Consider the following 14,511-nt stretch of genomic DNA (forward strand, 5'->3'; position numbering starts at 1 on the left):
ATGGAGGAGACAACGTGCCGAACACTCTGGACTTCTTGCCGTTGACGTTGACGTTGACGAACGCGACGCATCCGCGCGCGTCGTGCTGCAAGGCCATGCGCGCCGCGCGCGGAGGGCTCGGGTCATGAGCGCACAGCAGCAGGCGGGCGGACGTGTCGTGATTCTCGGCATCTACGTGACGGATCTGACCTTCCGCGCGGCGCGCATGCCGTTGATCGGCGAGACGATTGCGGGCTCGGCATTCGCAATGGGGCCTGGCGGCAAAGGCTCGAATCAGGCGGTGGCCGCCGCGCGTGCCGGTGCCGAGGTGGTGTTCTGCACGCGCATTGGCGACGACGCGTTCGGCTCCATCGCGCAGGCAACGTGGGCGCGCGAAGGCATCACGGCACGCGCGTCGGTGTTGCGCGGCGTCGCGACGGGCGCAGCCCATATCTTCGTCGACGACACCACCGGCATGAACGCAATCATCGTCGCGGCGGGCGCCGCGGGCACGCTCGGCGCCGCCGACGTTGACGCGATAGAAGCCGACATAGCGAGCGCGCGCGTGTTCGTCACGCAACTGGAGCAGCCGCTCGCGGCTGCGCGGCGCGGCCTGGAAGTGGCGCGCAAGCATGGCGTCGTCACGGTGTTCAATCCCGCGCCCGCCATGCCGCTCGACGACGACATGTTCCCGCTGTGCGACTACATCACGCCGAACGAAACTGAGGCGGCTGCGCTTACCGGTGTGCCCATCGCGAATGTCGACGATGCGCGCCGCGCAGCCGACGTGCTGCTCGCCAAAGGCGTCGGCGCGGTGATCGTCACGCTCGGCGAAGGCGGCGCACTGCTGCATGACGCAACCCGGTCGGTCTGGCTGCCCGCGTTCCGCTGCGGCGCCGTGGTGGAAACGGCGGGAGCGGGCGACGGCTTCACCGGCGGCTTTGCGGCCGCACTCGCACGCGGCGACGACCCGATCTCGGCAATGCGCTTTGGCTGCGCGCTTGCGGGCATCTCGGTTACGCGCGCGGGCACGGCGCCTTCCATGCCGACGCTCGCCGAAATCAACCAGGTGTTGAGCGAGTTCAGCGAGTCGGCTCAGGCAGCGCACGTGTCGTAAGCCGCGCGGGCGTTCCGTGTTCGCGCAGTTCGGTGTCGTCGCGCGCTAACGTGCAGTACAGTGCAATGCAGTGTCAGGAGATCATGAGCGCCATGAAGTCTTCGTTTGCTGCGGGAAAACTTTTTGCCGACCGGCAACTGAATTTCCTTTTGATCGTCAACGTGCTCGTCGTGCTGGTTGCGACGTGGCTCTCGCGCGGCCAGTTCGTGGACATCGACAATCTTCAGTCGATGGGCGGCCAGCTTCCCGAACTCGGTCTGCTCGCGCTCGGCATCATGCTTTCGATGGTGTCGGGAAACGGCGGCATCGACCTTTCCGGTGTCGGGCTCGCGAATCTTTCGGGCATGGTCGCGGCCATCCTGGTGCCGCGCTTTGTCAACGGTGACGAAGCGCCGCTGCTCTATACGTCGCTCTTTTGCGCGATTGTGCTTGCCATGGGATTGCTGGGCGGCCTGCTCAACGGCGTCGTGATCGCGCGCCTGAGGCTCACGCCGATTCTTTGCACGCTCGGCACGCAACTGCTCTTCACCGGCTTTGCGGTGGTCATCAGCAACGGCGCCTCGGTGCACGTCGACTATGTCGAGCCGTTGTCGGACATCGGCAACGGCACGGTGCTGCAGGTGCCGATTGCGTTCTGCATCTTCATTGCCGCGGTGCTTGTTCTCGGCTGGCTGTTAAGGCGCAGCCCCTTCGGCCTGCGTCTCTATCTGATGGGCACGAATCCGAAGGCTGCGTTCTATGCGGGCATTCCGCGCACACGCATGCTCATTACCACTTACGCGATTTGCGGCGTGCTCGCGTCGCTCGCCGGTCTGATCAGCGCGACGCATACGTCGAGCGCGAAGTGGGACTATGGCAACTCGTATCTGCTGATTGCGATCCTCATCGCGGTGATGGGCGGCGTCAATCCCGCGGGCGGTTACGGGCGCATTATCTGCGTGTTTTTCGCGGCCACGGTGCTGCAGTTTCTGTCGAGCCTCTTCAATCTGCTCGGCGTCTCGCAGTTTTTCGGCGACTGCGCGTGGGGCTTTTTGCTGCTGCTGTCGCTGGCGTTTGCGGGCGGCGAACGCGTGCGCGCGATCTTCGGCTTCCGCGGCGGTGGGGCAAGCCCGACGAGCGGACCCGCAGCGGGGAGCGCCGCTGGCGGTAACGGCGGCGCGCCCAAGCCATAGCGACGGCGTTGGTTTGGGAGCGCGAGGTAACGACAGGCAACAACCACGCAACAACAGGCGACAACCACGCAACAACCACGCAACAACCACGCAACAACCACGCAACAACCACGCAACAACCACGCAACAACCAGGGCGAGCAGGGTGCCCTCCCTGTTCGCGACGGCTGACACGGCCAGCACGGGCGACATCGAACGATAAAGGAGACATTGCATGAAACTGACTCGACTGGGTGCCGCGCTCGCAGCAGGCGCAGTGGCGGTGGGCGCGATTGCCGCGGCGCAGGCAGCCACCAACGAAACCATCGTCACGGTCGTCAAGGTGACAGGCATTAACTGGTTTAACCGCATGGACGACGGGGTGAAGGAATTCGCCAAGGAAAACGCCGGAATCACGGCGTACCAGACCGGGCCGGGCCGCGCGGACGCGGCGCAGCAACTGAAGATCATCGAGGACCTGATCGCGAAGAAGGTGACCGCAATCGCGGTGGTGCCCTACGACCCGCCGACACTCGAGCCGGCGCTCAAGAAAGCGATGGACCGCGGCATCAAGGTCGTCACGCACGAAGCGGACAACGCGAAGAACACGATGGTGGACATCGAGGCCTTCGACAACACTGCCTACGGTGCGGGCCTGAACGAACGGCTCGCGTCGTGCATGCACAACGAAGGCAAGTGGGCGGTGCTGGTCGGCTCGCTCGGCAGCCGCTCCCAGGTGCAATGGGCCGACGGCGGCATCGCCAACGCCAAGGCCAAGTACGCAAAGATGAATCTCGTCGAACCCAAGCTCGAAACCAATAACGACGGCGAGCGCGCGTACGAAGTCGCGAAAGAAGTGCTGCGCAAGCATCCGGACCTGAAGGGCTTCCAGGGTTCGTCGTCGCTGGATGTGATCGGCATTGGCCGCGCCGTCGAAGAAGCCGGCATGCAGGGCAAGATCTGCGTGTATGGCACGGGCCTGCCGACGGAAGCGGGCAAGTTCCTCGAAAGCGGCGCGATCAACGGTATCGCCTTCTGGGATCCGAAGCTCGCCGGCATCGCGATGAACAAGGTCGCGAAAATGCTGGTGGACGGCAAGACGGTGGAAAACGGCGCCGATCTCGGCATTCCCGGCTACACGAAGGTGACGGTCGCGAAGGGTCCGGGCAAGGGCATCATCGTGCGCGGCCAGGGCTGGGTGAACGTCGACAAGTCGAACTACAAGCAGTATCCGTTCTGATTCCGCTGTTCATTTCGAGGCGTGTCCGGCTGGCACGCCCCGGCATTGCGACCGATCATGATGAATCAAGAAGACCAGGCTTCCAGGCCGTCCGCGCAACCCGTGCCCGCTCACTGCGCTCAACCGTTTTTGCAAGTGGTAGGCGTGCATAAGCGCTTTACCGGCGTGCATGCGTTGCGCGGCGTGAGCCTTGCATTCGAGCGCGGGCAGATCTATCACCTGCTCGGCGAGAACGGCTGCGGCAAGAGCACGCTGATCAAGATCATTTCCGGCGCTCAACCGCCGGACGAAGGGCAACTCGTGATCGAAGGCGTTGCGCACGCGCGGCTCTCGGCGCTCGAGGCGCTCGCCGCCGGCATCGAAACCGTGTATCAGGATCTGTCGTTGCTGCCGAACATGAGCGTGGCGGAGAACGTCGCGCTCACCGCGGAACTGGCCACTCACGAAGGGCGGCTCGCGCGTACCTTCGATCGCCGCGTGCTGGCCGCCACCGCCGCGCGCGCGCTCGAAGCGGTCGGGCTGCCGGGCAATGCGGAGTTCCAGGCGACGCTCATCGAGCAATTGCCGCTTGCCACGCGGCAGCTCGTTGCGATCGCGCGCGCGATTGCAAGCGAGGCGAAGTTCGTGATCATGGACGAACCCACCACGTCGCTCACGCAAAAGGAAGTCGACAATCTGATCGCGGTGCTCGCAAATCTTCGTGCGCAGGGCGTGACGGTGCTCTTCGTGAGCCACAAGCTCGACGAGTGCTACGCGATAGGCGGCGAAGTAATCGTGCTGCGCGACGGACAGAAAATGGCGCAGGGACCGATCGCGCAATTCACCAAAGCGCAGATCAGCGAGTTGATGACAGGCCGGCATCTGTCGAACGAGCGGTATCGCGAAAGCGCGCACGCACAGGACGTCGTGCTCGACGTGCGCGGCTTCACGCACGCTGGCCAGTTCAGCGACGTCAGCTTCAAACTGCACGGCGGCGAAATTCTCGGCGTGACGGGGCTGCTCGACTCGGGCCGCAACGAGCTCGCGCGCGCACTGGCGGGCGTGGCGCCCGCACAAGCGGGCGAGGTGCTGCTCGACGGCAGGCCGATTGCGCTGCGCACGCCTTCGGATGCGAAACGCCACCGTATCGGCTATGTGCCTGAAGACCGCCTGAACGAAGGGCTTTTTCTCGACAAGCCGATTCGCGACAACGTGATTACCGCCATGATCTCGAGCCTGCTCGACCGCTTCGGTCAGATAGACCGCGTGCGTGCTCAGGCGCTTGCCGAGCAGACCGTGAAGGATTTGCAGATCGCGACGCCCGGCGTCGACAAGCCCGTGCAATCGCTCTCCGGCGGCAACCAGCAGCGCGTGCTGATCGGCCGCTGGCTCGCCATCGACCCGCGCGTGCTGATCCTGCACGGACCGACAGTAGGCGTGGACGTGGGCTCGAAGGACATCATCTACCGGATCATGCAGCGGCTCTCGCAACGCGGCATAGGCATCATTCTGATCAGCGACGACCTGCCCGAGCTTCTACAGAACTGCGACCGCATCCTGATGATGAAAAAGGGACGCGTGGCCGCCGAATATCGCGCCGACCAGTTGGGCGAGGCCGATCTGTATCACGCGCTGCTTTCCGAAGCGGCATAAAGGACGTCAACCGCCATGAACTCGCGCATCCAGCCGCGCATGAATACGTCCATCGACTCGTCCAACGATGCGTCCAACGATTCGTCAAGCAGGCAGACCATGACCACTCCGAATGTCGTCGAAGTCGCGCCGAGCGTCGAACCGCAAGGCTTGCGCATGCGGCTCGCGCGCAACCCCGAATGGTTCACCGTCGCGCTCATCGTGGTGACGTGTCTGATTGTCGGCGCGATCAACCCGCGCTTCTTCCAGTTCGCGACGCTGTTCGATCTGCTGCATTCTGCGACCACCATGTCGCTGTTCGCGCTCGGCACGCTCGTCGTGCTGGCGTCGGGCGGCATCGACGTGTCGTTTACCGCGATAGCCGCGTTGACGATGTACGGCATCACCAAGGCCGTGTTCGCCTGGTGGCCGGATGCGCCGTTCGCGCTGATACTCGTCACCGGAGCGCTGGGCGGTGTACTGCTCGGTGTAGTCAACGGGCTGCTCGTGCACCGGCTCAAAGCGCCTTCGCTAATCGTCACGATCGGCACGCAGTACCTGTACCGCGGCTTGCTGCTGACCTTCATCGGCACGACGTTCTTCATGAACATTCCGCACAGCATGGATCACTTCGGCCGCATTCCGCTCTTTTTCTATCACACCGCTGACGGCCTGCGCGCGGTGCTGCCGGCCTCGGTGCTGGCGCTCGTGGCCGCCGCGCTCGTCACATGGTGGCTGCTCAACCGTACGATGATGGGCCGCGGCGTCTATGCAATGGGCGGCTCGCTCGCCATTGCGGAGCGGCTCGGCTACAACCTGCGCGCCATCCATCTGTTCGTGTTCGGCTATACGGGCATGCTGGCCGGCATCGCCGGCATTCTGCATGTGTCGAACAACCGCCTTGCGAATCCGTTCGACCTGGTCGGCTCGGAGCTCGACGTGATTGCCGCCGTGATTCTGGGCGGCGCACGCATTACGGGCGGCACGGGGACCGTGGCGGGGACGTTGCTCGGCGTGGTGCTGGTCACGCTGATCAAGAGCGTGCTGATTCTCGTCGGGGTGCCGAGCACATGGCAGAAGGTGATTATCGGCGCGTTCATTCTGCTGGCCGGCACGCTGTTCGCATTGCAGCGCAAGCGCTGAGAGGGATGGTTAGTCGCCGTTTGGCGGCTTTGCGCGATAACTGGCAGCGCCAGCACGGAGGCAGACGGTTCAGAGGCTCTGAGGTTTAGCTGTTCAGAGGCTTCGCGGTTCAGCGGTTTAGCAGCTTCGCGGTTTAGCAGCATTGCAGTTCAGCGGTCCAGCCGCTTTGCGCCGCAACACAGCGCGAAACGAAGAGCGCCTGCGACGAACACCTCGCACGGCCCGCCCGTGCTACTGACGCCTGCGCGCCTGCTGGCCCTCTTCGGTAATGATCGAGTCGAAGTCTTCGATCTGCGAGAAGCGCACCGCCTTCACCACGCCGAACTTGCTTTTATCCACCACCAGATGCCGTTCGACGGCGCTCGCCATCGCGGCCTGCTTCACCGCGACCTCATGGAAGTTCCAGCAGGTCACGCCGCGCGCGGTATCCACGCCGCCTGCCGAGATAAACGCCTTGTTGATGCCCATGCGGCGCAGCATCTCCAGGCTTTCTTCGCCCGCAAACGAATCCGACGAAGGCACATAGACGCCGCCGAGCAGAATCATCCGCACGTTCGGCTTGCGCCGCAACGCCTCCGCGACGTTCAGCGAATAGCACACCACGGTGACGTTGCACCCGGGCGGAATCAGGCGCGCGAGCGCGACGAGGGTCGTTCCGCAATCGATGAAAAGCGTTTCGTTGTTGCCGATCAGTCCCGCGGCAATGGACGATGCTTCGGCCTTGGCCTGTGCGAAGTGATCCTTCTCCTGCTCCAGCGAATAGCCCGCGTTGTTCGGCACGTCGGTCGCGCTGACGATGTAGCCGCCCAGATAGGTGAAGCGGTCCGAACTGGCCGCGATGTCGCGGCGCACCGTCATCTCGGAGACGCCGAGCAGGGCCGCGGCATCGCGCAGGCGCATCACGTTTTGCCGGGTCAGCGCGTCGGCCAGCGCGCGAAGGCGATCGGGTTTGAGCATGGAATTCCTGGCGCGTGGGAGTGTGTGAACGACGTTAGATTTTGTTCAGCCGTGTTGAAACGATTATAACGACAGCTGACAGGCGCGGCGAGCGCAGAGGCTAAGCAAGGCGCGAGTTTTGTGACGGCTCCGCTGCTCGCGGTGCATGCAGGAGTAGAGACGCGCGAATAGAGACATACGAACAGAGAGAGACGGAAACAGGGACACGAGAACCGAGACGTACGCGGCCCGAAGCGCGCGAGAACACGCCAGCGACCGCACGCGAACACGCCACCCGCTGTCCGCACCGCACATAGGAACGCGCTTTGCTCGCTTCACCACGCGGCTCTGCATGGGTCCGCGCCTTTCGACTGACAACCACGTTTGGAGATTGCCATGGACGGCCTGCCAGGCGAACCCACCGTAGAGGACCGCATCCGCAAACGCGCTTACGAATTGTGGGAAAGCGACGGCTCGCCGGAAGGCCGAGCCGACGATTACTGGGCACGCGCCGAGGCGCAGATCCAGGCTGAAGGCGAAGCGGGCGACGCCGAGCCCGCGGCCGCCGCCGATCAATCGGGCAAAGGGCGGCGTGCGGCCGAAGCGATCGGCGATGAAGGCGCAGAGGTGCCTGACAACACCTCCGGCAGCCGCTAGCCGCGGCGCAACGCAAGTTAGCGCAACACAACGCAAGGCAACGCAACCCATAACCACGACACGCGGGAGGAGCATCATGGATTTCGAATACGGAGGGTGCATCGTCCATCTGACGGCGGGCGTCGACGCCGGCACGATCGTCGCGCATGCGAGGATCGAGGTCACGCCAGGCAGCGTGAGTTCGGGGGACGACACGCACGACATGGAGTTTCACCGCGATTTCGTCGACGAACACGAGGCGCTCGAATTCGCGCGCGAGCGTGCGACGGCGTGGATCGACGAGCACGTCGAGCGTGCAGAGGGCGCCGAGCCGGCGGCGCCTGCCGACGGCTACAGCGGCCCGATTGCCTAGCGAATTCGCGCAACGCGGTGACAGGCGCTCGCCACGCGGTGAGCGCTACGCTTAATTTCATTGCGGGCCTGTACATTTTTCCATCCGCGAGAACTGCGGCGGCTCACGCGCGATATTGGCGGGCATGCACCATGCGGCGCGTCTCCCATCGGTTAGTCGAACGGAGCAGGGCATGCGTATCGCGCAGGTTTCGCCGCTGTATGAAAGAGTGCCGCCCGTCGCGTATGGCGGCGTGGAAAGAGTGGTGGCGTGGCTCGTGGACGGTCTCGTTGCGCGAGGCCACGACGTGACGCTCTTTGCGAGCGGCGACTCGTGCACGCGAGCGCGGCTCGTGTCCGGTAGCGACTGCGCGATTCGCCTGATCGAAGATACCGCCGACCCGCAGGCGTTCCACTTCGCGATGCTCGAGGAAGTGGTGCAGCGCGCGGACGAATTCGACATTGTGCATTTTCATACCGACTACGCGAGCTTTCCGTTCGCGCGGCGGCTCGGCTGCGCGTCGCTGACCACCTTGCACTGGCGGCTCGATGTGCCGGGCCTCAGCACGCTTTACCGGCAGTTCGCCGACATGCCGCTGGTGTCGATCTCGAACGCGCAGCGCGCGCCGCTGCCGTGGCTGGACTGGCGCGCCACGGTGCATCACGGTCTGCCCGCGGATCTGCTGCGCTTTCATGACCGGCCCGACGCTTACGTGGCGTTTCTCGGCCGCATCGCGCCTGCCAAACGGCCCGACCGCGCGATCGACATTGCAAGACGTGCGGGTTTGCCAATTCGCATCGCAGCGAAAATCGACAATGGCGACCGCGCGTATTTCGACGAAGAGATTGCCGGGCTGTTGCAAATGCCGCATGTCGAGTATTGCGGCGAAGTGGATGACGCCGGCAAGAACGATCTGCTCGGACAAGCACGCGCATTGCTGTTTCCGATCGACTGGCCCGAACCGTTCGGCCTCGTGATGATCGAGGCGCTCGCCTGCGGCACGCCGGTGATCGCGTTCGATCACGGCGCGGCGCGTGAAATCGTCGAGCATGGCGTGACAGGCTTTCTGGTCGATTCCGTCGACGAAGCCGTGGCCGCGCTCACGAAGATCGACAGCATCAGCCGCGCCGCGTGCCGCGCGGCCTTCGAGCGCCGCTTCACGGTGGAGCGCATGGTCGATCAGTACCTGGACATTTACGAGGCGATGGTGCGCGCCGCGCAACCGCTGCAAGCCGGCTGAAACACGGCTTGAACACGGCTTAAACAAAGGCTCACTCACAGAAACGAACGGGGATCACGGAGCGCTTTCCATGCGATTTTTTGCCCTTGCGACCGACTATGACAACACCCTGGCGTCCGACGGACGCGTCGCCGACGCGACGTGGGACGCACTCGAGCGCCTGCGCGCCTCGGGCCGCCAGGCGATCCTCGTGAGCGGCCGCGAGATGGACGATCTGCTCGAGATCTGTCCGCGCCTGGATCTGTTTTCGCGCGTCGTCGCGGAAAACGGCGGCGTGCTGTACACGCCTTCCACGGGCATGCGGCGCCTGCTGGCGCCGCCGCCGCCGCCCGCGTTCGTCGACGAATTGCGCAGACGGGGCCTCGCGCACTTCAGCGTGAGCGAGACGCTGGTCGCGACGATGAAGCCTGCCGAGCAGATCGCGCTCGCGGTGATTCGCGATCTGGGCCTCGGCCTGCAGATCATCTTCAACGGCGAGGCGGTGATGATCGTGTCGCCGGGCATATCGAAAGCAAGCGGCCTGCGCGAGGCGCTCGACGAACTGACGCTGTCGCCGTTCAATGTGGTGGGCGTCGGCGACGCGGAAAACGACCACGCGCTGCTCGACGCCTGCGGCTTTTCGGTCGCGGTCGCCAATGCGCTGCCGGCGCTCAAGGAGCACGCCGATATGGTCACGAGCAAGGCAGCGGGCGCGGGTGTCGCCGAACTGGTCGACGCACTGGTGAAAGACGATCTGCACGAGCGCGCGAGGACCGCGCAGCGCAGCCGCGTGCTGATCGGCCATGCCCGCGAGGCTGTTGAAGCTACCCGGGCCACCGAAAACACCAAGGCTGCCCGAGCAACGGGACCAACCGGAGCCACCCAAGCCCCGGACATCTACTGCGCCGCGCATGGTTCCGTCGTGCTGCTCGCGGGCGAATCGGGCTGCGGCAAGTCGACCGCGTGTGCGGGTCTGCTCGAACGCCTTGCGGGCATGCACCAGCTCCTGTGCATCATCGACCCCGAGGGCGACTATCAGAATGACGATGAGACGATCGTGGTTGGCGACGCTCACACCGCGCCGCTGATCGAAGAAATCGTGCAACTGCTGCTGCGTCCTCCGCGCCCGGCAGTAGCCGTCAATCTGCTACGCGTGCCGTTGGCCGAGCGGCCGGCATTCTGCGCGTCGCTGCTGCTCGAGGTGCAGCAGTTACGGATGCGAACCGGGCGGCCGCATTGGCTCGTGTTCGACGAGGCGCATCATCTGTTTCCGGCCGGCTGGGCCGGCGCAAGCCAGACCATCCCGCAGACGCTGGAGACCGCACTCGCGATTACGGTGTCTCCGCAGCAACTGGACGGCGCCTTCCTGCGCCAGGTGAACCTGCTGCTCGCGATGGGCCCGAGCGCCGGCAAGGCGGTGCAGGAACTCGCGAAAGCCACGGACAGGGCAGTGCCGCAACTCGATGAAACCGAACTCGAAACGGGGCAGGCGCTGTTATGGCGCCTCGACTCGCCCGCGCCTGAAGGCGTGATCCGCCTCGAGCCAGGCAGCAAGCACCGGCTCAGGCACCGGCGCAAATACGCCGAAGGGCTGCTGATTCCCGAGCGCAGTTTCTACTTCCGCGGGCCTGAGCAGGCTTTGAACCTACGCGCTCACAATCTCGTGCTGTTTGTCGAGATTGCCGAGGGTGTCGACGCGCGCACGTGGCAGTACCACCGCGAGCGGGGTGACTATTCGCGCTGGTTCGACAAGGAGATCGGCGACCCGGACCTCGCGGCGCAGGCACGGCAAATCGAGCAGGACGCTTCGCTCGATGCAGCGGAAAGCCTCGCGCGGATCAAGGCGGCCGTGCAGGAGCGCTACACACAGCCGGAAAATCCGTCGATGCCCGCGGTGCTGACGGCGAAGAACGTGGATGCCGCGGCGGAGCAGGCGACCGACGGCGGCGGCCAGAGCCGCTCTAAAGGGGAAAACGCGGGGTAGCGAATAATCAATCCGGACACCGTACTAATCCGGAATCGCGCGCTTGCTGACTATTCGACCCGCGCAAGACTGCGGTTCGCTTTGCGCGCAGCGCGTCGACGTGTGTCCGGACCTGCCGCATTCGCCGCATCCAGCCCGTTAGTGCCGTTCACGGGCCGCGACGGTGCGCCGCTCGTGGGCTGCGCGTCGCGCAAAATCGCAAGCGTGTCGAATAGCATGCGCACGTCCGTCGCGTTGGAAGACGCATCGAAACAAGGCGCAATCTGCTCGAGCATCTCGAGGGCTTTTGCATCGCGCGCACCGTCGCCGGCCTCTTCACGCCACAAGGCCGCCAGCGCGAGACACGCACGCAACTCCCACATCTTCGCGCCTTGCCGGCGAGCGATCGCGAGCGCTTTGCTCAAACACGCTTCGGCGTCGGCGAACTGCTGTTGTGCGCGCGCCGCGATGCCGAGCACGCGCCACAGTTCGGGCACGAACATCATCTCGCCGTTGCTCTCGCAGAACTGCAAGGCTTCGTTGAGCCGGTGCGCCGCTTCGTCGAGCCGTCCGGCTTTCACCAGCGCCTCGGCATAGGCGGCGATGAAGTGTGTGATCAGCCGCCGGAAGCCGCGTGCGATCAGCGCGTCGAGCGAACTTTCGAGCAGCGCAATGCCGCGTTGCGTTTCGCCGCTGAGAATATCGTGGTACGCGGACAGACAGTTGCAGTAGTCGCGCCACACGTCAAGACCGTGCAGCGCCACCTGCGAGCGCATGATGTCGAGATACACCGCCGCGCGGTCCAGGTCCCCGCACATCAGCGAGAGGGGCGCCGCCGAAGCCCCGAGCGTGTGCGTGAGCGAAGGCTCCATGATGTCGGGGCGCACCAGACCCACGAGCGTGTCGACGAGCCGCATCGCCTCCCCGCAGTTTCCCTCCAGCCAGGCAATGCGCGCGAGCGTGCCGTTGCAGTAGACGAGCGGGTCGACGGGAATGGTATTGTCGCGCAGTCCGCTGTATTCGAGTTCGGCGAAACGGTTTCTCGTGCGCAGCAGTTCTGTCCGTGCGAGCGCATGATCGCCGAGGCAGTGCTGCGAGATGGCGGCAATCTGGTCGGCCAACGTTTGCTGCCAGGGGTTGTCGTTTTGCTGCGCGAGCTGTTGCAAGCGCGCCGCGAATTGCGCGGATGCATGAATGCTGCCGCTCGAAATCATCGTGGTCCATAAGCCCCACAGCGCGCGCGCCTCGTATTCGTTGTCGTTATGCTGTGTGGCGAGCGCGTAGACCTTGCGCCACAATTGCTCGGACTTCGGCACCGAGCCGCGCACGTTCGGCAGCGCCGAGGCGAGCGCCGTGCGCACGCGCATTTCGTCGCGCGCATCCACGCTTGCCGCGGGCAGCGCGTCCAGGGCCTCCACGGCGCGCTCCGCGCGTTCGCAGCACTCCGCGATCATGCCGCCGTCCAGCAATGCAGCCGTGAGATTCGAGGCGAGCTCGATGCCCAGTTGCACATCGCCGTCCGCGGAAAAGGCCCAGTCGTACGCATGGCGCGCGTCGTCCAGGGCGTGCTTGAGCGCGGCAGCGCTGTGCGCGTTGCCCCGCACGGTTTGCGCGGTGTGGGTGGTGAAGCACTCGGACAGATAGCGCGCGTGGCGCACGGCGAGTTCCTGACGCTCGCCTTCGGCCTGCAGTTTTTCGAGCGCGTACGCGCGGGTGGATTCCGAGAGCCGGTAACGCGCCACCGGGCCGTCGAACTCCACGTTCACGAGAGACTTGGCGAGCAACTCGCTGACAGCGCTGATTGCATCGGCCACGGTCAGCGACGCGTCGCAGGCCACCGCGCACATCGCTTCAAAGCTGAACACGCCGCCGAACACTGCGCTTCTGCGAAACAGTGCCTGCGACTTTGCGTCGAGCAGCGCGAAGCTCCAGTCGAAGGTCGCGCGCAAGGTTTGATGGCGCGGCAACGCGGTGCGGTAGCCGCCCGCGAGTATCGCGAGGCGATCGTCGAGCCGCTGATGCACGCCGACCACGCCGAGCGTCGCGACGCGCGCGGCTGCCAGTTCGAGCGCGAGCGGAATGCCGTCGAGCCGCCGGCATATTTCGCCGACGAGCCGCAGCTCCGTACCGTTGGTGCCGATTTCGCGCTGCATTGAGTTGGCGCGCTGCAGAAAGAGATTCACGGCGGACTGCTGCAGGATCTCAGCATCCGCGCTGCCTGGCTGCGGCACGTCGAGCGGCTCGACGCGAAATACGGCTTCGGCCATGATCCGCAGAGGTTCGCGGCTCGTCACGAGCACGCGCAAGTCCGCGTTGACCGCGGCCAGTGTTTCGACCACTTCCGCGACATGCGCGATTACATGCTCGGCATTGTCGAGCACCAGCAGGCGGCGCCCGGCGAGCGCCGCCGCGATCTGCACAAGGCTCGGCGTGCTGTGTTCGACCGGCAGCCCGCAGCCATGTGCGATGGCCGCGAGCACGTCTTCGCGCGTGCCGAGCGTTGCGAGTTCGACGAGCCACACCGGCTGCGCGAAATCCGTCGCGGCTTGCCGCGCCGCTTCGACGGCGAGACTCGTCTTGCCGATGCCGCCCGCGCCGACCAGCGTCAGCACCGGCACGTCAGCCAGCATCGAGCGGATCTGAGCGACCGCCGCATCGCGCCCGACCAGTTGCATGCGCTGCGGCGGAAGCGGGTGCCCGGCCGCCGCGTTGGCCGTGGTCCGTTGCCGGGGCACGAGCCGATAGCCGCGGCCGGGCACGGTCAAGATCAGATCGCGGTCCGCGCCGAGAATCTTGCGCAACGCGGACAGATGAACCTGGATATTGTTTTCCTCGACGATGGTGTCGGGCCAAACCGCATCCATCAACTCGTCTTTGGTGACGAGGCGGCCTTCGGCCTTCGCGACGAGCGCAAGAATTTCGAACGCGCGCGAGCCGAGCGGCACACGTTCACCGTCGCGCCATAAGGTGCGCAGTTCCAGATCGATTTGAAAGCGGCCTAGTTCAATCATGTCGTTTTCAATTTCCGGGACAACGGGCTTTAAAGGAAAAACGTGCAAGCGGCATGGCAGAAATTACCGGATGCGGGGCCGCCTTGTCTTGTCGGTTAGTGCGATCTTTGTTGGAAAGTGTAACGAGGAAGAAGACTGGTAATGCGTCGCGCTG

The 14,511-nt window shown here is 64.8% G+C and carries 11 protein-coding genes; 9 read left to right on the forward strand and 2 right to left on the reverse strand.

The window, feature by feature from the left end; genetic code table 11:
- The first annotated feature begins 124 nt into the window (after positions 1-124).
- From rbsK to JNB89_RS20235, 5 genes are all read left to right on the forward strand, one after another.
- Positions 125-1,096 carry a ribokinase gene (rbsK, locus tag JNB89_RS20215; RefSeq protein WP_220363390.1) on the forward strand — a complete coding sequence of 324 codons (972 nt, stop codon included), beginning with the start codon at positions 125-127 and terminating at the stop codon, positions 1,094-1,096.
- Positions 1,097-1,188: 92 nt separating this feature from the next.
- Entirely contained in the window at positions 1,189-2,268 is a 1,080-nt protein-coding gene (locus tag JNB89_RS20220; RefSeq protein WP_220363406.1) for an ABC transporter permease, read from the forward strand.
- 213 nt (positions 2,269-2,481) lie between these two features.
- Positions 2,482-3,486, forward strand: a complete 1,005-nt coding sequence (locus tag JNB89_RS20225) for an autoinducer 2 ABC transporter substrate-binding protein (protein ID WP_013339375.1) — start codon at positions 2,482-2,484, stop codon at positions 3,484-3,486.
- 60 nt (positions 3,487-3,546) lie between these two features.
- On the forward strand, positions 3,547-5,118 hold the full coding sequence (locus JNB89_RS20230) for a sugar ABC transporter ATP-binding protein (protein WP_218741787.1): 1,572 nt from the start codon (positions 3,547-3,549) through the stop codon (positions 5,116-5,118).
- A 15-nt stretch (positions 5,119-5,133) separates the two neighbouring features.
- Entirely contained in the window at positions 5,134-6,240 is a 1,107-nt protein-coding gene (locus JNB89_RS20235; RefSeq protein ID WP_135895540.1) for an ABC transporter permease, read from the forward strand.
- A 231-nt stretch (positions 6,241-6,471) separates the two neighbouring features.
- On the opposite strand, the gene JNB89_RS20240 is transcribed toward JNB89_RS20235, so the two are convergent.
- Positions 6,472-7,197, reverse strand: a complete 726-nt coding sequence (locus JNB89_RS20240) for a DeoR/GlpR family DNA-binding transcription regulator (RefSeq protein ID WP_220363391.1) — start codon at positions 7,195-7,197, stop codon at positions 6,472-6,474.
- A 375-nt stretch (positions 7,198-7,572) separates the two neighbouring features.
- Here JNB89_RS20240 and JNB89_RS20245 point away from each other — a divergent pair, with 375 nt between their 5' ends.
- From JNB89_RS20245 to JNB89_RS20260, 4 genes are all read left to right on the forward strand, one after another.
- Entirely contained in the window at positions 7,573-7,833 is a 261-nt protein-coding gene (locus tag JNB89_RS20245; protein WP_013339371.1) for a DUF2934 domain-containing protein, read from the forward strand.
- 76 nt (positions 7,834-7,909) lie between these two features.
- Positions 7,910-8,185, forward strand: a complete 276-nt coding sequence (locus JNB89_RS20250) for a hypothetical protein (RefSeq protein ID WP_013339370.1) — start codon at positions 7,910-7,912, stop codon at positions 8,183-8,185.
- A 172-nt stretch (positions 8,186-8,357) separates the two neighbouring features.
- Complete coding sequence (locus JNB89_RS20255) at positions 8,358-9,404, forward strand: glycosyltransferase family 4 protein (RefSeq protein ID WP_135895542.1); 1,047 nt, start codon at positions 8,358-8,360, stop codon at positions 9,402-9,404.
- 70 nt (positions 9,405-9,474) lie between these two features.
- Positions 9,475-11,367, forward strand: a complete 1,893-nt coding sequence (locus JNB89_RS20260; protein ID WP_220363392.1) for an HAD hydrolase family protein — start codon at positions 9,475-9,477, stop codon at positions 11,365-11,367.
- A gap of 50 nt (positions 11,368-11,417) precedes the next feature.
- Here the strand turns inward: JNB89_RS20260 and JNB89_RS20265 are convergent, their stop codons facing one another.
- The gene (locus tag JNB89_RS20265) at positions 11,418-14,357 is read right to left on the reverse strand and encodes an ATP-binding protein (protein ID WP_220363393.1); all 2,940 of its coding nucleotides are present in this window, start codon (positions 14,355-14,357) and stop codon (positions 11,418-11,420) included.
- Between the last annotated feature and the right edge of the window lie 154 nt (positions 14,358-14,511).

Source organism: Paraburkholderia phenoliruptrix (genome assembly GCF_019511605.1).
Lineage (GTDB): Bacteria > Pseudomonadota > Gammaproteobacteria > Burkholderiales > Burkholderiaceae > Paraburkholderia > Paraburkholderia phenoliruptrix_A.